Source organism: Saccharopolyspora sp. NPDC002376 (assembly GCF_053593195.1).
The window spans coordinates 136052-159443 of record NZ_JBSFBZ010000004.1; the positions used below are offsets into that span (position 1 = coordinate 136052).

Annotated in this window: 23 protein-coding genes; 19 read left to right on the forward strand and 4 right to left on the reverse strand. The window is 69.1% G+C overall.

All coding sequences use genetic code 11. The features are described from left to right. On the reverse strand, positions 1-1179 hold the full coding sequence (locus ACWCO2_RS04855) for an anhydro-N-acetylmuramic acid kinase (protein ID WP_450126368.1): 1179 nt from the start codon (positions 1177-1179) through the stop codon (positions 1-3). Positions 1180-1312: 133 nt separating this feature from the next. Between ACWCO2_RS04855 and ftsY the strand changes: the two genes are divergently transcribed. Beyond that, a complete protein-coding gene (gene ftsY / locus ACWCO2_RS04860; RefSeq protein WP_450126369.1) occupies positions 1313-2839 on the forward strand; it encodes a signal recognition particle-docking protein FtsY in 1527 nt (508 codons plus the stop codon). Positions 2840-2904: 65 nt separating this feature from the next. Here the strand turns inward: ftsY and ACWCO2_RS04865 are convergent, their stop codons facing one another. From ACWCO2_RS04865 to ACWCO2_RS04875, 3 genes are all read right to left on the reverse strand, one after another. Continuing rightward, a complete protein-coding gene (locus ACWCO2_RS04865; protein WP_450126370.1) occupies positions 2905-3861 on the reverse strand; it encodes a hypothetical protein in 957 nt (318 codons plus the stop codon). A gap of 244 nt (positions 3862-4105) precedes the next feature. Further along, entirely contained in the window at positions 4106-5119 is a 1014-nt protein-coding gene (locus ACWCO2_RS04870) for a hypothetical protein (RefSeq protein ID WP_450126371.1), read from the reverse strand. Continuing rightward, complete coding sequence (locus ACWCO2_RS04875; protein ID WP_450126372.1) at positions 5116-5772, reverse strand: hypothetical protein; 657 nt, start codon at positions 5770-5772, stop codon at positions 5116-5118. Before ACWCO2_RS04875 ends, ACWCO2_RS04870 begins: the two co-directional genes overlap by 4 nt. A 362-nt stretch (positions 5773-6134) precedes the next feature. Between ACWCO2_RS04875 and ACWCO2_RS04880 the strand changes: the two genes are divergently transcribed. From ACWCO2_RS04880 to ACWCO2_RS04965, 18 genes are all read left to right on the forward strand, one after another. After that, positions 6135-6824 carry a FadR/GntR family transcriptional regulator gene (locus tag ACWCO2_RS04880; RefSeq protein WP_450126373.1) on the forward strand — a complete coding sequence of 230 codons (690 nt, stop codon included), beginning with the start codon at positions 6135-6137 and terminating at the stop codon, positions 6822-6824. Further along, positions 6821-8044 (forward strand): CynX/NimT family MFS transporter, encoded by a 1224-nt coding sequence (locus ACWCO2_RS04885; RefSeq protein WP_450126374.1) that lies wholly within the window; start codon positions 6821-6823, stop codon positions 8042-8044. The genes ACWCO2_RS04880 and ACWCO2_RS04885 overlap by 4 nt, the downstream gene beginning before the upstream one ends. A 188-nt stretch (positions 8045-8232) precedes the next feature. Next, positions 8233-9561, forward strand: coding sequence for an ammonium transporter (locus tag ACWCO2_RS04890; protein WP_450126375.1), 1329 nt, complete (start codon positions 8233-8235; stop codon positions 9559-9561). After that, positions 9558-9896: a P-II family nitrogen regulator gene (locus ACWCO2_RS04895; RefSeq protein ID WP_450126376.1), complete on the forward strand. Its 339-nt coding sequence runs from the start codon at positions 9558-9560 to the stop codon at positions 9894-9896. Before ACWCO2_RS04890 ends, ACWCO2_RS04895 begins: the two co-directional genes overlap by 4 nt. Before the next feature lie 494 nt (positions 9897-10390). Then, positions 10391-10927 (forward strand): AAA family ATPase, encoded by a 537-nt coding sequence (locus ACWCO2_RS04900; RefSeq protein WP_450126377.1) that lies wholly within the window; start codon positions 10391-10393, stop codon positions 10925-10927. A gap of 452 nt (positions 10928-11379) precedes the next feature. Continuing rightward, the gene (locus tag ACWCO2_RS04905) at positions 11380-13104 is read left to right on the forward strand and encodes a DEAD/DEAH box helicase (protein WP_450126378.1); all 1725 of its coding nucleotides are present in this window, start codon (positions 11380-11382) and stop codon (positions 13102-13104) included. A gap of 146 nt (positions 13105-13250) precedes the next feature. Next, on the forward strand, positions 13251-14804 hold the full coding sequence (gene ffh, locus ACWCO2_RS04910) for a signal recognition particle protein (protein WP_450126379.1): 1554 nt from the start codon (positions 13251-13253) through the stop codon (positions 14802-14804). Then, positions 14801-15877, forward strand: coding sequence for an amidohydrolase family protein (locus tag ACWCO2_RS04915; protein WP_450126380.1), 1077 nt, complete (start codon positions 14801-14803; stop codon positions 15875-15877). The genes ffh and ACWCO2_RS04915 overlap by 4 nt, the downstream gene beginning before the upstream one ends. A gap of 90 nt (positions 15878-15967) precedes the next feature. Further along, the gene (locus ACWCO2_RS04920; RefSeq protein ID WP_450126381.1) at positions 15968-16792 is read left to right on the forward strand and encodes a CPBP family intramembrane glutamic endopeptidase; all 825 of its coding nucleotides are present in this window, start codon (positions 15968-15970) and stop codon (positions 16790-16792) included. 109 nt (positions 16793-16901) lie between these two features. After that, on the forward strand, positions 16902-17648 hold the full coding sequence (locus ACWCO2_RS04925) for a CPBP family intramembrane glutamic endopeptidase (protein WP_450126382.1): 747 nt from the start codon (positions 16902-16904) through the stop codon (positions 17646-17648). A gap of 201 nt (positions 17649-17849) precedes the next feature. Beyond that, on the forward strand, positions 17850-18287 hold the full coding sequence (gene rpsP / locus ACWCO2_RS04930; RefSeq protein WP_450126383.1) for a 30S ribosomal protein S16: 438 nt from the start codon (positions 17850-17852) through the stop codon (positions 18285-18287). Further along, positions 18284-18523 carry an RNA-binding protein gene (locus tag ACWCO2_RS04935; protein ID WP_093146638.1) on the forward strand — a complete coding sequence of 80 codons (240 nt, stop codon included), beginning with the start codon at positions 18284-18286 and terminating at the stop codon, positions 18521-18523. Before rpsP ends, ACWCO2_RS04935 begins: the two co-directional genes overlap by 4 nt. A gap of 5 nt (positions 18524-18528) precedes the next feature. Continuing rightward, entirely contained in the window at positions 18529-19065 is a 537-nt protein-coding gene (gene rimM / locus ACWCO2_RS04940; protein WP_450126384.1) for a ribosome maturation factor RimM, read from the forward strand. A 258-nt stretch (positions 19066-19323) separates the two neighbouring features. Then, positions 19324-20115 (forward strand): tRNA (guanosine(37)-N1)-methyltransferase TrmD, encoded by a 792-nt coding sequence (gene trmD, locus ACWCO2_RS04945; protein ID WP_450126385.1) that lies wholly within the window; start codon positions 19324-19326, stop codon positions 20113-20115. Between the two features lie 191 nt (positions 20116-20306). Then, a complete protein-coding gene (rplS, locus tag ACWCO2_RS04950; RefSeq protein WP_450126386.1) occupies positions 20307-20663 on the forward strand; it encodes a 50S ribosomal protein L19 in 357 nt (118 codons plus the stop codon). 246 nt (positions 20664-20909) lie between these two features. Beyond that, positions 20910-21812, forward strand: coding sequence for a signal peptidase I (gene lepB, locus ACWCO2_RS04955; protein ID WP_450126452.1), 903 nt, complete (start codon positions 20910-20912; stop codon positions 21810-21812). Between the two features lie 7 nt (positions 21813-21819). After that, the gene (locus ACWCO2_RS04960) at positions 21820-22572 is read left to right on the forward strand and encodes a ribonuclease HII (RefSeq protein WP_450126387.1); all 753 of its coding nucleotides are present in this window, start codon (positions 21820-21822) and stop codon (positions 22570-22572) included. Positions 22573-22605: 33 nt separating this feature from the next. Further along, positions 22606-22929, forward strand: coding sequence for a DUF2469 domain-containing protein (locus ACWCO2_RS04965; protein WP_009943624.1), 324 nt, complete (start codon positions 22606-22608; stop codon positions 22927-22929). Positions 22930-23392: the final 463 nt, after the last annotated feature.

The window sequence follows — 23392 nt, forward strand, 5'->3', positions numbered from 1 at the left end:
CTACGCGGTGTCGCCGGGCTGCACGCGCAGCCGGCTCGGCGGGTGGACGGCCGGGGCGGGCAGCCGCAGCGGTCCAGCTCCAGGGGTGATGCTGCCCAACAACCGGGGCCCGGCGGCGCCGGTGGTGCCCGGCGTGTTGCCGTAAGTGCCGTGCCAGGTGAGGAATCCGAGCAGCGCGGTGAGCAGTGCTTCCTTGCTGTCGGAGGGTAGCCCGAGCTCGTCGCTGACCAGTACCGGAACGTCGAGCAGACGGCGCAGGGCGGCGAGCAGGACGGGGTTGTGCACGCCGCCGCCGGAGGCGACGACGCGGACTGCTCCTTCCGCGCGGCAGGCGTCGGCGACGGTGCGCGCGGTCAGTTCGGTGAGCGTGGCGAGCAGGTCGGCGTCGTCGACCTCGGTGCCGACCTGCGCCAGCGCCCGGTCGAGGTGGTCGGCGTTGAACCGCTCCTTGCCGGTCGACTTCGGCGGGTCCAAGCGGTAGTACTCGTCGGCGAGCAGGACGTCCAGCAGGTCGGTTCGCACGGTGCCGCCCGCGGCGATCGCACCGTCGGTGTCCTGCGGTTTTCCGGTGATCCGGGCGGCGGCGAGGTCGATCAGCGCGTTGCCCGGACCAGTGTCGTAAGCCAGCGGGCGCGCGCCGCCGACCACGGTGATGTTGGCGATGCCACCGATGTTCAGCGCCACGCCGGGACCCGGCTCATCGGCCAGCCACAGCGCGTCCAGGACACCGGCCAGCGGTGCGCCGTGCCCACCGGCGGCGACGTCACGAGCGCGCAGGTCCGACACCACGGGCAGCCCGGTGGCCTCGGCGATCCACGCGGGCTGTCCGATCTGCAGCGTGCCGCGCGCCTGGCCGTCCTCGATCCAGTGGTAGAGCGTCTGGCCCAGCGATGCGACCAGGTCCGCGCGGCCGTCCGCGAGCTCCAGCCCGGCGTTCGCCGCGGCGGCGAAGTGCTGCCCGACGAGGGTGTCCAGGCGGCACAGCTCTGCGGCGCTGCACTCCCCGGGCGGGAGCGCGGCCAGCAGGTCCCGGTGCAGGTCCGGGGGATAGGTGACCGTGGTGCTGCCGAGCGGTCTGAGCTCCAGAGCGTCGCCGTCCAGACGCAGCTCCGCCGCGGCCACGTCGACACCGTCCATCGACGTTCCGGAGATCAACCCGAGCACCCGCCACCACTTCACATGTGTGGTCTATTGCACAGCTGCCGGGAAATGCAAGCATTGGCGGCACATTGTTGGTTATTTCCTCACCGCTGCGGAAGAGCGCCGCGGGGCGCGTGCCAGCGCCCGAATCAGCAGGTGGGAGGATGGACGGGTGACCACCTCTACCGTGATTTTGATCATCGTCGCCGTGGTGCTGGTGCTGGCGATCGCCGTGATCGCCGGTGTGGTGCTGAGCCGTCGGCGCCGGATTAGCCTGGGCGAACGGGAAGACAGCGCCGGGCCGACCGAAGCCGTCAAGGGCGGCGGCTACCGCGCGGACGGCGGCATCAGCCTGTCCAGCGGCGGCGCCACCACGGCTGCCCCGCCGGAACACCCGGCGGGCGAGCGCACCGAGGTGGAGGGCCAGCCCGGAGTCGGCGACGACGCTGCGGTGCCGCGCGACACCGTGCGCCGCGACATCGTCGACGTCCAGCTCCCGGACGCCGCGACCGACACGACCGCGACCGATTCGATCTCGACCGAGTCGACGGTGACCGAGGAGCCGTCGGCTCCCGAGAAGCCCGAGACCCCGGCGCAGCCGGAAGCCCGGGTCGAGACCGCTCGGGCCGAGACCGCCCCGGCTGAGCCTGCGCCTGCGGAGACCGCCCCGGCCGAGCCCGAGGTACCGGTGCAGGAGCGCGTCGAGCCGACGCCCGAGCCGACCCCGGCGGAGCCGGAAGCCGCCGAGGAGATCGAGGAGATCGAGCCGACGGCCGGTCGCCTGGAGAAGCTGCGCGGCCGCCTGTCCCGGTCCCGGTCGACCTTCGGCCAGGGCGTGCTCGGCCTGCTCGGCGCGGGTGACCTCGACGAGGACTCCTGGGAGGAGATCGAGGACACCCTGCTGCTGGCCGACCTGGGTGCGGCCACCACCACCGAGATCACCGAGCGCCTCCGCACCGAGATCGCTTCGCGCGGCATCCGCACCCCCGATGACGCCCGCGCCCTGCTGCGCGAGGTGCTCGTGGACGCCCTCGGCCCGGACATGGAGCGCGCGGTCAAGGCGCTGCCGCACGGCGACCCGGCCGACGGCGGCAAGCCCGCCGTGGTGCTGGTGGTCGGCGTCAACGGCACCGGCAAGACCACGACGACCGGCAAGCTGGCCCGAGTCCTGGTCGCCGACGGCCGGACCGTCCTGCTCGGCGCGGCCGACACGTTCCGCGCCGCAGCGGTCGAGCAGCTGGCCACCTGGGGCCACCGGGTGGGCGCCGAGGTCGTGCGCGGCAAGGAAGGCGCGGACCCGGCGAGCGTGGCGTTCGAGGCGGTCAGCCGCGGCTCGGACACCGCCGTGGACGCGGTCCTCGTCGACACCGCCGGCCGCCTGCACACCAAGACCGGCCTGATGGACGAGCTCGGCAAGGTCAAGCGCGTCGTGGAGAAGAAGGCCCAGGTCGACGAGGTCCTGCTGGTCCTGGACGCCACGACCGGCCAGAACGGCCTGACTCAGGCCCGGGTGTTCTCCGAGGTCGTGGACGTGAGCGGCATCGTCCTGACGAAGCTCGACGGCACGGCCAAGGGCGGCATCGTCTTCCAGGTCCAGCGAGAACTGGGAGTCCCGGTGAAGCTCGTCGGCCTCGGCGAAGGCCCGGACGACCTGGCCCCCTTCGAACCAGGAGCCTTCGTGGACGCCCTCCTGGGCTGAACCACCCGAGAACGACCCCCGCACCATCCGGCGCGGGGGTCGTTTGCGTACTGGGGCATCGCGGTTCAGCGGCGAAGCCCGGCCTTTCGCGTTCGCTCCAGCTGGACTCTGCGTCGGATCGCGTGGGTGGCAGGGAGGAGGACCGCGACCAGTGCGGCCAGGGTGGTCCAAGGCATCTCAGTCATCGGGGCGTCGCTCAGTTCCAACGCGAACATCGCTGCGGGGACGGCTGAGACGAGAACTGCGCAGGTCAGGTTCTGTAGAAGAAAGGTGCTGTTGCCCCGGTCCGGCTGGCTGACCGCGATGGCGGCACCGATGAAGATCGCGGTGATGGCTCCAGCGCCCAGCGTTGCCCATCCGAGGTGGCTGCTGATGTCGTGGACCAGCAGATGAGCACCGGACTCGTGCGGAACGCACGTGAAGTCCCGTGCACTCCCGCTGGGGTATCCCGGGCTGCAGTAGCCGCCGCTGCGGCCGACGAAGTACGAGAACCAGAGCAGGACCGGGAAGAGCGCGGCGGACGTTGTGATGGCGAGGACATCGGCCCGCTTCGCGGTGCCGTCGAACCGGCGCAGGAGGCCGAGGCAGATCAGGCCGAACGCGATCGCTCCCGACCCCGACACCAGCAAGGTCGTCGCGGTGAGGGACCTGAACTCGATGTCTCCTCGGAGCTGGAGGTGGTGGAGCGCGCCGCCCGCCAGTGCAAGCGCCAGCTCGACCAGGAGAACGACCTTCGCGCCGGTTGCCAGGGAGCTGCTTCGGTGGGTGCCGGGCTGGTCCGTTGGCGTCGCAACTTCCTCTTCGGGGTGGTGGCCTTGGCGTTCGTGGTCCTCCAGCTGTCTCTCGCGGAGTGTTTTCGCAACTCCGATCGGAAGGAAGGCCAACACGATGAGGGGGACGAGCCAGGTGGTTTGCTTCGACCACGAAGTGGCGAGGTGCGCGCTGAGCGCCAGCGGAGCAATGACCCAGAGGACGATCTGGAGCGGCGTCCGCTTCGGTTCCCGGCGGAAGCTGGTCAACATCACTCCGTTCGATGCAGGTGGGAATTGATGACGGCTTCGCCGCTGTTCGACAGGAAGCTGCTTCGTTCCTCGGATGCGAGCTGGTGGTCTCTGGCCGACACTCGGCGCTCCTCTGGCGGATCGGTGGCCGCACCGCGCCGTTCCGGGGTGCGGCCGGACCGGCGGTCCGAAACCGGGCAACTCCACGCCGTTCGGCGGTTCCGCGATCACCGAGTGATCCGCCGGTCGGCAGTGGTGCCACGGTTCAGCGGCGGAGGCGGAGTCCGGCCTTCCGCGCTCGCTCCAGTTGGGCTCTGCGGCGAAACGCGTGGATGGCAGGCGGGAGGATCACGATCAGCACAGCCAGGAGGGTCCAGCCTTTCTCGGGCTTGGACGGGTCGGCGATGCCCAGCGCGACCGAGGTGCCCATGATGGCTGAAATGAGGACGGCGCAGACCAGGTTCAACTTCAAGAAGGCGCTGTTGCCCCGGTCCGGATGGCTGATCGCGAAGGCGGCGCCGATGACGATGGCGGTCATGATCCCGAAGCCGAGCATCGGCCAGCCGAGGTAACTGCTGATGTCGTCGACCATCGGCCGGCCGAGGTAGCTGCTGAAGTTGTCGACCACCGAATGGTCACCGGATTCCTGTTTGATGCAGGCGAATTCCTGGATGCTCCCGTCGGGGTACCGAAGGGCGCAGGGCCCGTTCTGCTTCCCAGTGACGAAGCCGAGCCAGAACAGCGGCGGAAGCACGGCGAGGGACCCGAGGGCGGCGAGTGCGTCGGTTGGGTTGCCCGGCATTCCAAAGCGTCGCAGCAAACCGCGGACGAGCAGGCCGAATGCGATCGACGCGGCTCCCGACAGCAGCAACGTGGTCGCGGTGAGGGACTTGAGCCCGATGACCGCTTCAATCTGGAGCTGGTGGAGTGCTCCACCTAAAAGCGCCAATGCCAGCTCCACAGAGAAGACGACCTTGACGCCGAGAGAGGGCGAATCGCTTCGCCGGGGGAGGTGTTCCTCCTCTGGAGTTTGCTTTCCCCCGGGGTTCTCGCCTGCATCATGGCCGTCTTCGCGTTCGTGGTCCTCGATTTGCCGCCCGCGAAAGAACATGGCGACGGACAGGAATGTCACCGCCGTCAATTGGAAGAAAAAACCCAGAGTGGTGGGCTGACTCGCCAATACGACGCCCTGCGCGACCATGCACAGCACGGCTGCGGCGAAGAGGGAGATCTGGAACGGGGTCAGCTTCGGTTTCGGCTTCGGTTGGAATCTGGTCACACGTCACTCCGCTCGACATGCATGGCAGGTGGTTGCTCGCGTTCTCGCCGACGCTTCCACCAGAAGCAGCCGATCACGCTCGGGATGCTGATGGCCGCTGCAGTGAGGACGACCCAGAGGCGCTCGGATCTGGCGGCGTTGGCCAGGTTCACCGCGAACTGGGACGCCGGGACGGCTGACCAGAGGACGCCGGTGAGCACGTACCACCGGAGGGGCACAACGCGTTGCTCTTTCGCCCAGCCGACCACCCACGCGAACGCGGCGAAGACGAGGACGATCGAACCGGCGCCCAGCAGTGGCCACCCGAGGTAGCTGCCGCCCTCGGGGATGAGGAGGTAGGTCCCCGGCGCCTCCTCGACGCACGAAGCCCGTCGGACTTGCCCGTCCGGGTACTCGACGACGCACGACTCGTACGGATTTCTGATGAAGTGCACCAGCCACAGCAGGAGTGGGAAGAACACGAGAGCTCCGGCTGCGGCCGTGATGGCGGCCCACTTGTCGGTGAAGGCCAGGCGGCGCAGGAGGGCGCCGATGAGCAACCCGCACAACAGCGACGAGTACACCGCGATGAGCCAGAAGCTCGTCATGGGAGGCCCAGGTTCGGTCGCCAGGTTCTGCTCGAGGATGGCGGTGGTGCTGATCAGCAGCACCACCGCCAGTTGACTCCAGAAGATGAATTTGTAGCCGCTCGGTGGGTAACCGGTTCGCTGCTCTCCGGGCGTCGGAGCTTGTTCTTCGATTCGCGGTCGGTGTTCGTCCACTCGGCTACGCCTGCGATCGCACAGCAACGAGCGGCGTCAGCCCTGGCGGTGGTCCGAACCTGCTCAAGGTCACTCCGTCCAATGGCCGGTGCGAGGGGAGCCGATGGCTACCGACTGATGATCATATCCGGTTTGTCGTGAAGATCCACTGTTCGTCGGGCTGTTCGCAGTGGTGAGCCAGTGGGCGGTCTCACGTTCGGGAAATTTGTCTGACGACTGATGTATCGCTTACGGTCTGGCCGGAGGTAGTTCGGATGCGGGTTGTCGGGCGTCGGTCTTCGGTCGACGAGGTCATAGCTGCGCTCAACGAGCAGTTGTCCGGTGGGGCCTGGGCTCCTGGGGAGCGGATACCCACCGAGCAGGAGCTGGTCGCCGAGCTTGGCGTGAGCCGGGCTGTCGTTCGGGAGGCCGTTCGGGCTCTGGTGCAGCTGGGGTGCTTGGAAGCTCGGCAGGGCGCCGGGACGTTCGTGGTGTCGGCCGCCGATCCGACGCCGATGCTCCGGCAGCTGAGGCTGGCCGAGCTGCGGGACGTCTTCGAGGTGCAGCTCGCCTACGACGTGCAGGCCGCGCGGTTGGCCGCGCTGCGTCGTGAGGACGCCGATGTCGAGCGGTTGCGCGAGCTTTTGGAACGGCGTGACCGCGCTGCTTCGCCGGAGGATTTCGGCGCCGCTGACGTCGAGTTCCACTCCGCTGTGGTCGAGGTGGCGCGCAACCCGCTGCTCACCGAGATGTACCGCTACCTGAGCGAACGCCTGCGGGAGAGCTTGGTGGAGCTGCGCGCGGACGGCGCGTTGAACGAAGGCGGTCCGGAAGCCCACCGCGCGCTGTTCGACGCGATCGTCGACCGCGATCCCGAGTCCGCCGCCGCGGCCGCCAGGGCTGTGATCCAACCGTGCCTGACGTCGCTGAGCGACGTCGTCGCAGAGAAGGGAACCGAGCAGTGAGTACCGGAGTCCAGCAGGCGCCAGCGCGTCCCGCGGGCACCGCTGCGGTGGCCACCATGGTGCTGGTCGTGCTGGTGGCGCTGGCCCTGCGGCCGCCGTTCACCGCGGTGGCTCCGCTGCTGGAGGAGATCCAGCGGGACCTGGGCGTGTCGAACACCTTCGCCGGCGTGCTGACCACCTTGCCGGTGGTGTGCCTGGGGGTGTTCGCCTTCGTCGCACCGAAGCTGCGGCAGCTCTTCGGCGACGAGAAGGTCCTGGTCGGCTGCCTGGTGGTGCTGCTGGTCGGAAACTCGCTGCGCGCGTTGGGATCGGTCTGGACGCTGCTGACCGGCACGGTCGTGGTCGGGGCCGCGATCGCGGTGGCGAACGTGGCGCTGCCCGGGCTGATCAAGCGCGACTTCCCGCACAACATCCCGGTGATCACCGCCGTCTACACGGTGTGCTTGACGCTGGGTGGTGCGTTCGCCGCCAGCATCGTGGTGCCGGTCGGTGCCGCGCTGGGCTCGGCCTGGCAGGCGCCGCTCGGGCTGCTCGCGGTGCCGGTGCTGTTAGCCCTGGTGATCAGCGTCTTCGCGCTGCGCCGCAGCTCCGGCAAGCCGCCGCAGCCGTCGCGGCCTGGAGCGCTGTGGAGCAACCCGCTGGCCTGGCAGGTCACCGCGTTCATGGGCTTGCAGTCGGCGATGGCCTACGTCGTGTTCGGCTGGTTGCCGCTCATGCTGCAGAGCCGTGGCATGAGCGCTGCGGTCGCCGGTCTGGCGCTCGGCATCCAGGCGGGTGTTCAGGCCGTCGGTTCGATCACGGTTCCGGTGCTGTGCCGGCGGTTCAGCGACCAGCGTCCGATCTCCACCGTGCTGGCGGTGTGCATCGCGCTCGGCTTTACCGGGATCCTGGTCGGCCCGGAGGCCGGGGTGTGGCCATCGGTCGTGCTGCTCGGGTTGGCCCAAGGCGCGGCCTTCGGCCTGGCGCTGACGGTGATCGGGCTGCGGTCGCCGGACAGCGACACCGCGGCCGCGCTGTCCGGGATGGCGCAGGGCGGCGGTTACCTCATCGCCGCGACCGGTCCGCTGCTGATCGGGCTCCTGCACGACCTGGCCGGCAACTGGACGGTTCCGCTGGCGCTGCTGCTGGCCTGCTGCGTGGCCTGGTTCAGCGCTGGTCTGCTCGCCGGACGCCACCGCCAGGTTCCCTCCGTGCAACACAGCGGTGACCTGACAACCTGATTTCGAGCTCGTTTTGCGTGGCGGTGCGAGTGGCTGCGCCTTCGGCGCATCGAAACGAGAGATCAAGGCTGACAACACGCCCGTAACATTCGGTGAGCCTGATTTCACCGCGGTGAAACAGCAGGACGGGTCGGCTGAAACAGCGATTTCCCATGATGCGGTGCAACTCGGTCCGCACGGGAGGCGACGTGAATTCAGGCGACACCGCGTGGGTGCTCGTGAGCGCGGCCTTGGTCCTGCTCATGACCCCTGGTCTGGCGTTCTTCTACGGTGGCATGGTGCGCTCCCGCGGCGTGCTCAACATGCTGATGATGAGCCTCGGCAGCATCGGCGTGGTGAGCGTGCTGTGGGTGATCGTCGGCTACTCCACGGCGTTCGGGTCCGACGTGGGCGGCGTCGGTCTGCTCGGCAATCCCGCCGAGTTCTTCGGGCTCAGCTCGCTGCTCGGCGAGGACCAGCTCTCCGGCTCGATCCCGACCCTGGCCTTCGCCGGTTTCCAGGCGATGTTCGCGATCATCACGGTGGCGCTGATCTCCGGGGCGATCGCCGACCGCGCCCGCTTCGGCCCCTGGCTGCTGTTCGCCGCGCTGTGGGCGGTGCTGGTGTACTTCCCGGTCGCGCACTGGGTGTTCGCGTTCGACTCGACCGATGACGCGGGCAACGTGACCGCGGTGGGCGGCTGGATCGCCAACCGGATCGCCGCGATCGACTTCGCCGGTGGCACCGCGGTGCACATCAACGCCGGTGCCGCGGCGCTCGCGCTGGCGCTGGTGCTGGGCCGGCGCCGGGACTGGCCGAAGGACCCAGGCAAGCCGCACAACCTGCCGTTCGTGGTGCTCGGCGCGGCCCTGCTGTGGTTCGGCTGGTTCGGGTTCAACGCCGGTTCGGCGCTGGCCGCCGACACCACCGCCGCGGTCGTGGTGGTCAACACCCTGGTGTCCACCAGCGCCGCGATGCTCGGCTGGCTGCTGGTGGAGCGGATCCGCGACGGCCACGCCACCACGCTGGGCGCGGCCTCGGGCATCGTCGCCGGTCTGGTCGCGATCACTCCGGCCTGCTCGTCTGTGACCCCGCTGGGCGCGATCGCGGTCGGTGCGATCACCGGCGCGGCCTGCGCGCTGTCGGTCAGCCTCAAGTACCGCTTCGGCTACGACGACTCGTTGGACGTCGTGGGCGTGCACCTGGTCGGCGGCCTGCTGGGCACGCTGCTGATCGGCCTGTTCGCGTCCTCGGCCGCCCCAGCCGGAGTCGACGGACTGTTCTACGGCGGCGGGCTGGACCAGCTGTGGCGGCAGGCCGTCGGCGCGGTCGCGGTGCTGGCCTACTCGTTCGTGCTCAGCCTGGTGCTGGCGCTGCTGGTCAAGGCGGTCGTAGGGTTCCGGGCCAGCGAGCAGGACGAGGCCGTGGGCATCGACGAGACCGAGCACGCCGAGGCCGCCTACCACTTCGGTGAGGGCCGCTCCGCGCGCCGCACCGGGGTCGAGCTGGAACGGAAGCTGGAGGGCAGCCGCGCATGAAGCTGGTGACCGCGATCGTGCAACCGTCCAAGTTGGACGATCTGAAGGAAGCGCTGGGTCGGCTCGGGGTGCTGGGCATGACGGTCAGCCGGGCGCAGGGCTACGGCCGCCAGAAGGGGCACACCGAGGTCTACCGGGGTGCTGAGTACTCGGTCGACTTCATCGAGAAGCTCCGCGTCGAGGTGCTGGTCGACGAGTCCACTGTGGACGAAGTTGTGGACGGCATCGTGCGAGCCGCCCGCACCGGCCAGGTGGGGGACGGCAAGGTGTGGGTGACCGCCGTCGACACCGTCGTCCGCGTCCGTACCGGCGAGACCGGTCCCGACGCGATTTAGTCCTTCGTGAGCGGCGATCGATGCATCGCCGCTCACGACTGTTCGAGGGCGCCTCCGCGTCCGGCGGGAGGTGCCCTCCGGCATGTCGTGAGTGATTTTCCGGCTGTGCTGGGTAGTGAGTGAGTAGCAATACGCAGTCGGACTCAGGGGGCTTCACGGTCTCGCCGGAGCCCGTGGACCGGCACACTTCTAAGTGCGACGCGGTGATCGGGGAGGAACCCGCCCGTACTGGGGGTCGGGCGGGTGAAACCGGGCCTGGCGATCGCAACGGGGGGAACCCGCGCGGGTGGCAGGGGAAGGGCCGCTCGAGCGGACTGGGAAGTGCGCCAGGGGGGTGGCACTGGAGGCGGCTCGCAGGGGGACGCGAGCCGCCTCCTTTCCCTTTCGCGGGATGTGAGCGAGCTGACCCGCCGCGCAAGATCGAAAAACGGTAATATGGTTTCGCCGTGGACATACCGGACTTCTCACCAGTGGCCACATACCCTCCGCCGACCGTGCGAGTCGGCCGCCGATCCCTCGTCGTCCTGGCCGGCTTGCCCGGCGCGGGGAAGAGCACGGTGCTGGGCAAGATCAGCTCGGACGCCGGCATCTCGACGCTCGACTCCGAGCAGGTCCGCGCGCGCCTGCGCGAGGTCCTGCCGAGCTGGCTGCCCTACCGCTACTACCGGCCGGTCGTGCACCTGGCGCACCGAACTCGCATCGCCTGGTTCTGCCTGACCGCGCCCGGCCCGGTCGTCGCGCACGAACCCGCCACCCGCGCCACCACCCGAGCCGTCCTGCTGGTGTTCGGCTGGATGAGCAGACGTCAGCGAGTGCTCGTGTGGCTGCACGCAGACCCGGACGACGCCTTGGCCGGGCAGCACCAGCGCGGCCGCCTGATCCGCAGCACGTCGTTCGACCGACACGTGCAGCGCGCGGACCGGATGCACCGCAGGCTGAGCGACGGCGCGACGCCACGCGGCTGGCAACGGGCGCACCTCCTGACCCGCGATGACGTCAGCTCAGGACTCAGACTGGACGTTCAAGCGTGACCTGGTTTTAGTCTTTGTTCTTGAAACGCCGGAGGCGTTTAGCCCACTCTTGCAACTCGCACCGCTGCGGGTGCTCAGCGTTCGCCTGGCGAGGACGGCCCGGCCGCCGTGCATTGGCGCAGAACGAGCCTGGAAACAGGTCCTTGGGCGTGACTTGCGTCCCGTTGAGGCGGGGCGGGGCGGCACGCTCGGATCTCGATCGCTAGGCTGGATCGCTGGTGCTGCGGCTAGGAAGCCGCCGCGCCAGGCTGAGAATCATCGAGCTGCGGGTGACTGGCAACAGGGTGTGCGTCCAGCGGAACGCGCGGTTCGACAAGCGCAAGCGACTGTCCCGTGGTCGGCTGCACCACCGCGCCGACTCCCCTGGCCCTCCCTCCTCGGCGGGCAGCACCGGGCCGTTTCCGCGATCCATCAGCCCCCTGTCGACCCCACTGAGGAGACCCGCGTTCAGCATGCAGACCTTTGACGAGCTCGACCTCGACCCGCGCGTCCGCCAGGCGCTGACCGAGATCGGCTACGAAACCCCGTCCCCGATCCAGGCGCAGACGATTCCGCTGCTCCTCGAGGGGCGCGACGTGCTGGGTCTGGCGCAGACCGGCACCGGCAAGACCGCGGCGTTCGCGCTGCCCATCCTTTCCCAGCTGGACATCAAGGCCAAGGGCCCGCAGGCAATGGTGCTCGCGCCGACCCGCGAGCTGGCCATCCAGGTCTCCGAGGCGTTCCAGCGCTACGCCTCGCACCTGCCCGGCTTCCACGTCCTGCCGATCTACGGCGGCACCGGCTACGGCCCGCAGCTGGCCGGCCTGCGCCGCGGCGCGCACGTCGTGGTCGGCACCCCCGGCCGCTTGATCGACCACCTGGAGAAGGGTTCGCTCGACCTGAGCAACCTGAAGAACCTGGTGCTCGACGAGGCCGACGAGATGCTGCGGATGGGCTTCATCGAGGACGTCGAGCGGATCCTGCAGTCCGTGCCGTCCAGCCGCCAGGTGGCGCTGTTCTCCGCCACCATGCCCGGCGCGATCCGCAAGATCAGCCAGAACTACCTCAACGAGCCCGCTGAGATCTCGGTCAAGACCAAGACCAGCACGGCCAACAACATCGCCCAGCGGTACGTGCCGGTGCGCGGTTCGAACAAGCTGGACGCGATGACCCGGATCCTCGAGGTCGAGTCCTTCGACGCGATGATCGTGTTCGTCCGCACCAAGCAGCTCACCGAGGAGCTCGCGGAGAAGCTGCAGGCCCGCGGCTTCAACGCGGCGGCGATCAACGGCGACATCGCGCAGGCGCAGCGCGAGCGCACCATCGGTCACCTGCGGGACGGCAAGATCGACATTCTGGTGGCCACCGACGTCGCCGCCCGCGGTCTGGACGTCGAGCGCATCTCGCACGTGCTCAACTACGACATCCCGCACGACACCGAGTCCTACGTGCACCGCGTCGGTCGCACCGGCCGGGCCGGGCGCAGCGGTGAGGCGATCCTGTTCGTCTCCCCGCGCGAGCGGCACCTGCTGCGCGCCATCGAGCGGGCCACCCGCCAGCAGATCCAGCAGATGGACCTGCCGACGATCGACGCGGTCAACGACCGCCGTCTGGCCAAGTTCGCGGAGGCCATCACCGACACCCTGGCCAAGGGTGACCTGGAGGTGTTCCAGGAGCTGGTGCGCGAGTACGAGCAGACCCACGACGTGCCGGCGCTGGAGATCGCCGCAGCGCTGGCCAGCATGGCGCAGGGCGACCGGCCGCTGCTGCTGGAGTCCGAGCCGGAGCCGCAGCGCCGCGAAGGCCCGTCGTTCCACTCGAACAGCTCGGACACCGAGACCTACCGGGTCGAGGTCGGCCGCCGCAACCGGGTCACCCCGCGCGCGCTGGTCGGGGCGCTGGCCAACGAGGGCGGTGTGCCCAGCAAGTACATCGGGCACATCGACATCCGCAACGAGCACACCCTGATCGAGCTGCCCGCCGACCTGCCGGAAGAGCTGCTGAACAAGCTGCGCAACACCCAGGTCGCCGGACGCGGTCTGCACATCACCCGCGCGGAGGGCGAGTCCATCAACCGCCGTCCCCGCCGTCCCGCCCGGGACCGCGACCGCGATCGGGACCGCGACCGGCGCCCGCACCGCAAGGGGCAGCGCTCGCCGCAGTCGCGCGGTCGGCGCGATGACTACCAGCGCAGCTGAAGTGACGTCTGGTGAACCCCGGGTGGCCGTCCTGCCACCCGGGGTTGCGCCATTTCCGCGATTGCGCTGCCCAGCCCGCACCGGACGCCGGGCGGGGGCAGTTACCCTCGCATAGGTAATCCATCGACTCTGGAGCCCGTGAACCCGTGTTCGACACTCTTTCCGACCGGCTCACCTCGGTCCTGACGAACCTGCGCGGCAAGGGGCGGCTGTCCGACGCGGACATCGACGCCACCGCGCGGGAGATCCGCATCGCCCTGCTCGAAGCAGACGTGGCGCTGCCTGTGGTGCGCAGCTTCATCAAGGGTGTCAAGGAGCGGGCCAAGGGCTCCGAGGTCTCCCAGGCCCTCAACCCGGCCCAGCAGGTCATCAAGATCGTCAACGAGGAACTGGTCACGGTCCTCGGCGGCGAGACCCGGCGGCTGGAGTTCGCCAAGACCCCGCCGACGGTGATCATGCTGGCGGGTCTGCAGGGTGCCGGTAAGACGACGCTGGCGGGCAAGCTCGCCAAGTGGCTGTCCGGGCAGGGGCACACGCCGATGCTGGTGGCCTGCGACCTGCAGCGCCCGAACGCGGTGAACCAGCTCCAGGTGGTCGGCGAGCGCGCCGGGGTGCCGGTGTTCGCGCCCGAACCGGGCAACGGCGTGGGCGACCCGGTCGAGGTCTCCCGCCGCAGCATCGACGAGGCCCACCGGGCCCAGCACGACGTCGTCATCGTCGACACCGCCGGCCGGCTGGGCGTCGACGAGGAGATGATGAAGCAGGCCGCCGACATCCGGGATGCGATCACCCCGGACGAGGTCCTGTTCGTCCTCGACGCGATGATCGGTCAGGACGCGGTCAACACCGCCGAGGCGTTCCGCGACGGCGTCGGTTTCACCGGCGTGGTGCTGACCAAGCTCGACGGTGACGCCCGCGGTGGTGCCGCGCTGTCGGTCCGCGAGATCACCGGTCAGCCGATCATGTTCGCCTCCAGCGGTGAGAAGCTGGAGGACTTCGACCTCTTCCACCCGGACCGGATGGCCAACCGGATCCTGGGCATGGGTGACATGCTCACCCTGATCGAGCAGGCCGAGCAGGCCTTCGACCAGGAGCAGGCGGAGAAGGCCGCGGAGAAGCTGGGCACCGGCCAGCTGACCCTGGAGGACTTCCTCGAGCAGATGCAGGCGGTGCGCCGGATGGGCCCGCTGCAGAACCTGCTGGGCATGCTGCCGGGCGCCGGTCAGATGAAGGACCAGCTGGCCAACTTCGACGAGAAGCACCTGGACCGCATCCAGGCGATCATCCGCGGCATGACGCCCGCCGAGCGGGCCGATCCGAAGATCATCAACGCCTCCCGGCGCCAGCGCATCGCCCGCGGTTCCGGCGTGACGGTCAGCGACATCAACGACCTGGTCAGCCGGTTCTTCGAAGCCCGCAAGATGATGCAGCAGATGGCCGGCGGTTTCGGCTTCGGCGGTGGCGGGGGCAGCAAGAACCGCAAGGGCAAGAAGGGGAAGAAGGGCAAGAAGGGCAAGGGCCCGACGCAGCCGAAGGGCATGCGCGGCCTGCCCGGCGGCTTCCCGGCCATGCCGCCCGGCGGTCTGCCCGGCATGCCCCCCGGCGGCCCCGACCTGTCCAAGCTGGAGGGCGGCATGAACGAGCTGCCGGCCGGTTTCGACCCGTCCAAGCTGAACTTCGGAAACGGCAAGAAGAAGTGACCGCGCTGCACCTGCGCGGAGTGGTGCTCCCCGACGGGGAGTACCGCGACCTGTGGGTTCGCGACGGGCGCATCAGCCTCGACCCGGTGCCGGGCGCCGAAACCGTCTTCGACGGCGGTTTCGTGCTGCCCGGCCTGGTCGACGCGCACTGCCACATCGGCATCGGTCCGGAAGGACCGGTGGAGTTGGACGACGCGGTCGCGCAGGCCGAGCTCGACCGCGACGCGGGCACCCTGCTGGTCCGCGACTGCGGCTCGCCCATCGACACCCGCCCGCTGCAGGAGCGCGAGGACCTGCCTCGCATCATCCGCGCCGGCCGCCACCTGGCCCGCCCGAAGCGCTACATCCCGTACCTGGCCGACCAGCTCGACCACGAGGAGCAGCTGCCCGCCGCGGTCGCCGAGCAGGTGGCCTACGGCGACGGCTGGATCAAGCTGGTCGGCGACTGGATCGACCGCTCGGTGGGCGACCTGGCTCCGCTGTGGAGCGACGAGGTGCTGCGCGAGGCGATCGCGACCGCGCACCGGATGGGCGCCCGCGTCACCGCGCACGTCTTCGGCGAGGACGCGCTGCCGGGTCTGATCGAGGCCGGGATCGACTGCATCGAGCACGGCACCGGTCTCACCGACGAGACGATCGAGCTGATGGCTCAGCGCGGCACCGCGCTGGTTCCCACCCTGATCAACATCGAGAACTTCCCGTCCTTCGCGGCGGCGGCCACCAAGTACCCGGCCTACGCCTCGCACATGACCGAGCTGTACGAGCGGGCTGACCGGACGGTGGCCAAGGCGATCGAGGCGGGCATCCCGGTCTACGCGGGAACCGACGCGGGCGGCGGCATCGCGCATGGCGTGCTGGCCGACGAGATCATCGCGCTGAACCGGGTCGGCATGTCCACCGAGCAGGCCATCGGCGCGGCGTCGTGGGAAGCCCGCGAGTGGCTGGGCTGGTCCGGCCTGGAGCACGGCGCGCCGGCGGACTTGGTCTGCTACGCCGCCGACCCCCGCAAGGACCTCACGGAGCTCCGGAACCCCCGCCGCATCGTCCTGCGCGGTAACGTCATCGGCGTCTGACGATCTTCGAACCACCAGGTCAGGCCGTGGCAGTTGATCGGCGTCGAATCCGCTGAGCACTTAGGGTTGGAGCGTCGAGGGGAGTGTGCTGTGGGGGAGCAGCCGGAACGGAAACCGCCGGAGAACGGGCAGGATCCGCTCGCACAGCCGATGCCTCCGGCGGAGAACGGCGTCGACCAGGACCTGCACCCGACGTACTGGGAAGCCCAGCTGGAGGCCGCGCGCCGCGGCTCGCTGGCGTGGGGACTGGCCGCGTTCTTCCTCGGCTACGGCGGCTACTACCTGTTCGTGCTGATCCTCACCGCGGTCCGGCCGGAGCGGCACGGCGGGTTCGACCCGACCACCCCGCCCAACACCGGTCCGCTGCTGCTGCTCGCCTTCGCCCCGAACATCCTGCTCGGTCTGGTGCCCGCGGTGTTCTCCTGGTGGCGCGGCCGCGGCCTGCGCTCGGACTTCGGCATCGTGCCCAAGAAGCGCGACTTCAAGGTGGGCGTGGCCTGCGGGTTCGCCGCCCTGATCGGGTCCTGGCTGCTGACCCTGGTGATCATCGCCCTCTCCGGCCCGCCGCCGGAAACCGATCTCACCCGGCTGATGCAGGGGGAGCGCACGGTCTGGCTCTTCCTGTTCGCGCTGTTCGCCTTTCTGGGGGCGCCGCTGACCGAGGAACTGCTGATGCGCGGCGCGCTGTGGGGCGCGCTGGAGCACTACCGCCTGCCGCGCTACGCGATCCTGATCCTGACCGCGCTGATCTTCGCGCTCATTCACCAGGAGGTGTGGCGCACGCCGGTGCTGTTCGTCGGCGGTCTTGCGATCGGCGTGGCGCGGATGATCACCGGCCGGGTGGCGACCAGCATGATCGCCCACGCCACGAACAATTTCCTGCCCGCACTCCTGCTGTTCGCCGTAGCCAGGTGAAATCGCTGCCGCGCAAGGTACCGATAGCGGTAACCTGACGGCTCGCCGGTGCCCGCGAGCGCTCAGCCACGGGCTCGCCACGCCGCCGATCGGCACCACGGAGGCGCCCGTGAACGAAACGCAACAGCCAGAACCCGCCGGGGACGCCCCGGAACGGTCGCCCGACGCGCTCGTCCGCACCCACCGGTGGGGGCTCGGCGCGTTCTTCCTCACGCAGACGGTCTTCGTGCTGGTGTCGGTGATCCTGGCCGCCGCCCTCGGCAGCCCGGACGCCTTGACGCTGGTGATCATGCTGATGCTGCCCACGATGATCGCCGGGGCGATGGCGGTCCTGATCACGGTGGTGCGAGGCAACGGCCCGAGACTGGATTTCGGTCTGGAGTGGCGCTGGTCGGACGTCACCACCGGCCTGCTCATCGGCGGCATCGGCCTGGTCACCACGACCATCGCGACCATGCTGTGGGCGAAGTGGGTGGGGCAGGACAACGCCCACTCGACGGTGAGCAGCGTGCTCGACGGAGTGGAGCTGCCCCCGATCGCCGCGGTGGTGGTCTTCCTGCACATCTGGCTGATCGCGCCGCTGTGCGAGGAACTGCTCTACCGCGGCCTGCTCTGGGGCGCCATGGAGCGGATGCGCTGGAGCCAGCTGAACGTGTTCCTGCTCAGCACCGCGCTCTTCGCGATCGGACACCTGGAACCCCAGCGCACAGCGCTGCTGCTGGTGATCGCGATCCCGATCGGCGTGGCCCGCATGGTCACCGGCCGCCTGACCGCCAGCGTGGTCGCCCACCAGGTGAACAACTTCCTCCCCGCCCTCGGCCTGCTCCTCGTCTCCCTCGGTCTCCTCCCGTCCTGACCGGTTGGTGAGATCGTCAGCCCGGGAACCACCCCGGGACTGCTGCGGGCTGCGGATCTGGCAGAATGGTGAGCTGTTCGCCGCGAGGGGTCCCTCTCACCGCTTGTGGCCATTTGACCTACGAGCATTCCGAATCGCTACCCCACGTGGTTCGGCGCGCTCACCGGAGCACGAACGAGAGTCTGAGGAGCACCAGCACCCGTGGCTGTGAAGATCAAGCTTGCCCGGATCGGTAAGATCCGCGAGCCGCACTACCGCATCGTCGTCGCCGACGCCCGCACCCGCCGCAACGGCCGGGCCATCGAGACGATCGGCCAGTACCACCCGAAGGAGAACCCGAGCGGCATCGTCGTCGACTCGGCGCGGGTGCAGTACTGGCTGGGTGTCGGGGCGCAGCCGACCGAGCCGGTGCAGAACATCCTGGAGATCACCGGCGACTGGCAGAAGTTCAAGGGCCTGCCGGGTGCCGAGGGTCGGCTGAAGGTCGCCGAGCCGAAGCCGAGCAAGCAGGCGCTGTTCGAGGCCGCGCTGGCCGCCGCCGGCGAGGAGCCCACCGTCGAGGCCACCACCCCGAAGAAGAAGGGTGGCAAGAAGGCCGAGGACAAGGTCGAGCAGAAGTCCGAGGAAGGTCAGGCGTGACGGTCCTCGCGGACGCGCTTGAACACCTGGTGCGCGGCATCGTCGACAACCCCGACGATGTCCGCGTTCAGCTGCTCACGACCCGGCGCGGTCGCACCCTCGAGGTGCACGTGAACCCCGACGACCTGGGCAAGGTCATCGGCCGCAGCGGTCGCACCGCGACCGCCCTGCGGACCGTGATGTCCGGCATCGGTGGTCGCGGCATCCGGGTCGACGTGGTCGACACCGATCGCTGAGCGCCATGGCTGAACCCGAGCTGGAGACCCTCGCCGTGGGGCGCATCGTCCGACCGCACGGTGTGCGGGGAGAGCTCGTCGTCGAGGTGCTCACCGACAGCCCTGAGCTGCGGTTCGCGCCCGGCTCGGTGCTCGGGACCCAGCGCCGTGGCAAGGGCCGCGGGCAGAACCTCATCGTGGCAGCCGCCCGGCCGCACGCCGGGCGGCTGCTGCTGCGCGCGGAGGGCGTCGACGGTCGCGAGGCCGCCGAGGACCTGCGCGGCGTGACGCTGACCGTCACCACGGACGTCCTCGAACCCATCGAGGACCCGGACGAGTTCCACGACCACGAGCTGGTCGGACTGCGGGCCGTCCAGGTCTCCGGGGACGAGGTCGGCGAGGTGAGCGAGATCGTCCACACGCCTGCGGGCGAGCTGCTGGTCCTGCGGACGGCCGACGACCGCGAGGTCCTGGTGCCGTTCGTGGCCGAGATCGTGCCCGAGATCGACCTGGCAGCCGGAAAGCTGGTCATCGACCCGCCCGAAGGTCTGCTCGACGAATGACCGCAGCTGAGAGCCTGTCGGCGTAGCCGTCCGCGCTTGGACCACCTCGCAGCGTGGCCCCTGGCGGGTTCTGAGCGGTTTCCTGGCGAGGACGGTCCCTCCGCCGTGTATTTGGGCATGCATCATGGAGGGGCACCCGCAGTCCAGGGAAGCGCTCAGGTTCCGCTGAACGACCACCCGAGCAGCGCAACCACCAACAGGCTCTGAGAAATTCCGCCCTCGCCGTCCGGCGGGGGCGTTTCCATTTTCGAGGGCACCATGCGCATCGACGTCATCACGATCTTCCCCGACTACCTCAACCCGCTGCGGGAAGCCTTGCTGGGCAAGGCCATCGAGCGCGACCGGATCGCGGTCGGCGTGCACGACCTGCGCGACTGGACGCACGACGTGCACCGCGCGGTGGACGACAGCCCGTACGGCGGCGGTCCCGGCATGGTGATGAAGCCCGAGGTCTGGGGCGAGGCGCTGGACGCCGTGTGCGGGACCGAGGAGCCGATGCCGCGGCTGATCGTGCCGACGCCGGCCGGTCGGCCGTTCGACCAGGCCACCGCGATCCGCTGGTCTTCCGAGCAGCGGCTGGTGTTCGCCTGCGGCCGGTACGAGGGCATCGATCAGCGGGTGATCGACGACGCGGCCACCCGGATGCCGGTGGAGGAGGTCTCCATCGGCGACTACGTGCTGGTCGGCGGTGAGGTCGCCGCACTGGTGATGATCGAGGCCGTGGTGCGCCTGCTGCCGGGGGTGCTGGGCAACCCGCTGTCGGCGGAGCAGGACTCCTTCTCCGACGGTCTGCTGGAAGGTCCCTGCTACACCCGCCCCGAGGTCTGGCGCGGGCACGCCGTGCCGGACGTGCTGCGGTCCGGGAACCATGCCGTGATCGACCGCTGGCGGCGGGATCAGGCGCTCGAGCGCACCTACCGCAGGCGCCCGGAACTGCTGGCAGAGCTGCCGGAGGGGGCCCTGGATAAGAGGGACCGAGCGCAACTCGATAAACTGCGGGAGTCGGAACACTCCGACGAGTCCCGGAATGCCGGAGAAGCATCTCGCTGACCCCGCGTCGGTGGGGTCGGTTGAGACCCCGGAAAGCGGATCTGGCACACTGGAACGGTTGACGCAGCCGGGCGAGATCGCTCGGCGTGCGCATAAAGCAAGTTCACCCCGTGTCAGGCGGTGCCCCGTAGGTCGGGTCATCGACATGCGAGAACACGGGTGCCTTCGACACGGATGAGGACGGACCACCGATGAACACCCTGGACGCGTTGGACGCCCAGTCGCTGCGTTCCGACATCCCGGCCTTCCGGCCCGGTGACACGCTGAAGGTCCACGTCCGCGTCATCGAGGGTTCGCGCGAGCGGACTCAGGTCTTCCAGGGCGTGGTCATCCGCCGGCAGGGCGATGGCGTCCGGGAGACCTTCACCGTGCGCAAGGTTTCCTTCGGTGTCGGTGTGGAGCGGACGTTCCCGGTGCACACTCCGAACATCGCGCAGATCGAGGTCGTGGCGCGCGGTGACGTTCGGCGGGCGAAGCTGTACTACCTGCGCGAACTGCGCGGCAAGGCAGCGAAGATCAAGGAGAAGCGGGAGACCGCCGCTTCCTGATCGGACGGACATACTGCGAACAGCCCGGATGCACTGCATCCGGGCTGTTCCTTTCGTGCTTTCCCGGTGCGGCCCGGCGTTGCACGTTCGGGTGATCAGTGACGAATTCGAGCCGCGGGGGACGCGGTTCCCGACTCGGACTTACCGGAAAAGAGCACGTCATGGCGGCTTCTCCGGGCGCTTCGAAGCGGGGGAGCGCGACGGCTCCCGTTTCTGTTCCAGTAGCCTGGCCCGGTGGCCGACGTCATGCGCAGCGGATCAGCGGAGGAGCCCCACGAGGCGGAGCATCACAGCGGTGCTCCGGACGACTCGCGGGAAGGCTCTCGCAGCCGCAAGCCCAAGAACAAGAAGAAGGGCTCGTTCTGGCGCGAGCTGCCGATCCTGATCGTCACCGCCCTGGTGCTGACGGTCCTGATCCAGGCGTTCATCGCGCGGGTCTACGTGATCCCGTCGCAGTCGATGGAGCAGACCCTGCACGGGTGCACCGGCTGCAACAACGACCGAGTGCTGGTCGACAAGATGACCTACCGGTTCAGCGACCCGAAGCCGGGCGACGTCGTGGTGTTCCGCGGCCCGCAGCCGTGGGTGCAGAACGAGTTCCGCACCGAGGAGCCCTCGAACCCGGTGGCCGGGTTCTTCCAGAGCACGGCCTCGCTGCTGGGCTTCGGCGCCCCGGACGAGAAGGACTTCGTCAAGCGGGTCATCGCCGTGGGCGGCCAGAAGGTGGAGTGCTGCGACGCGCAGAACCACGTTCTGGTCGACGGCAAGCCGCTCAACGAGCCTTACCTGTACTGGGAGCCGGGCCGCGGTGTCGGCCAGGACGAGTTCGCGGAGGTCACCGTCCCGCCGGGCCACCTGTGGGTGATGGGTGATAACCGCAACGACTCGGCTGACTCCCGCGTGCAGGGCGGTGGCGGTCTCAACGGTGCCGTGCCGGTGGACAACGTGATCGGCAAGGCGCAGTTCATCGTGCTGCCGCCGACCCGCTGGCAGGGCATCGACGACCCGGACCCGCAGACCACCGCGCTGGGCGCGCCTGCCTGGCAGACCGGGATTCCGGTCGGCTTCGGGGTGGCCGCGGCGTTCCCGACGGTGTGGCTGGGTCGTAGGCTCGTCGGTGTGGTGAGCAAGGGACGAGCCTCGGAGTGACGTTGACGTGACGGTGGCGGAGTTCCGGCCGCCGAGGTCGGTGATCCGGCGCAGCAGCGGCAACTGGGCCCTTCAGCGCGCGCTGGACCGCCGCGGCCTCGGGCCGGTGGCAGGCGTGGACGAGGCCGGCCGCGGAGCGTGCGCCGGACCGCTGGTGGTGGGCGCGTGCGTCCTGAAGCCGGGCGACGGTCAGCGCTTCGAGGGCCTGACCGACTCGAAGGTGCTGTCGGAGTCCGACCGGGATCGGATGTTCGATCGCATCACCCAGCGCGCGTTGAGCTGGTCCACCGTCGTGATCTCCGCCGAGGACGTCGATGCGCTCGGCATCCACGTGGCCAACTTGGAGGGCATGCGGCGCGCGGTCGCCCAGCTCTCCGAGCACCCCGGCTACGTGCTCACCGACGGGTTCCGGGTGCAGGGCCTGGCCACGCCCAGCGTGGCCGTGGTGAAGGGCGATCTGGTGGCCGCTTGCGTGGCGGCGGCGTCGGTGCTGGCGAAGGTGACCCGCGACCGGCTGATGACCGAGCAGCTGCACCTGGAGTTCCCGGACTACGGGTTCGACGTGCACAAGGGGTACAGCACGCCGCTGCACTCGGCGCGGCTGACCGAGCACGGGCCTTGCCAGGAGCACCGCTGGTCCTATGCGAACGTGGTGGCCGCGGCGCAGCGGCACGGCCTGCGCTCGCCGCGCGCGGTGAGCAGCAAGCCCGGGTTGTTCGATGCTTCTGAGGGGGGAGTGGTGGACAATGAGGTGTTGTAGTCCGATCGGAAACGCAGAAGGGCTCGCACAGCGATGAGCGCCGAGGATCTCGAGAAGTACGAGACCGAGATGGAGCTGCAGCTCTACAAGGAGTACCGCGACATCGTCGGGCAGTTCACCTATGTCGTGGAGACCGAACGGCGCTTCTACCTGGCCAATGCGGTGGACGTGCAGGTGCGCAACTCCGACTCGGAGGTCTATTTCGAGGTAGCGATGTCGGATGCGTGGGTGTGGGACATGTATCGCCCAGCGCGCTTCGTCAAGAACGTCCGGGTGATCACGTTCAAGGACGTCAACGTGGAGGAGCTGGACAAGCCGGATCTCCGGTTGCCGGAGAGCGGTCCGTTCGGTTCCTGAGCCCAGCGTCGAACCAGCTGCTCGGGCGGTCGTCTTCAAGACGGCCGCCCGAGCTTTTTCATGCGCACTTGGCGTTTGCTCGCCTTGCAAACGCTGTGGACCTGCGGTTGCGGACACGCCGGTGGCGTGTCGTGCTTTCGGCGTGTTCGTGACCAGATGTCCGGTGAACTGAGCTGATCGGTTGCCGTTTGCCGCTGTTCTATGGCCGATCGGCTGTATTTGCAGATTCTTTTTCGTGTTCTTCCGCGGTTTTTCGCGGCTCCCCACTCATTCGTGTGAGCGGAGTTTTCCACAGGTGAGCCATCAGGTCGGGGATTGCCGAAATGTGCTGGCGGTCGGCGGGATTTTCGGGATCATTGGAGACATCTACCCGTTCCCGGATCCGTTGTCGTGCTGCGAGAAAACCCCTCGCGAATGCCGGCCGGTGCTGTCCGAGTGCGGGAAGTCCCGCAACGCCAGGCCG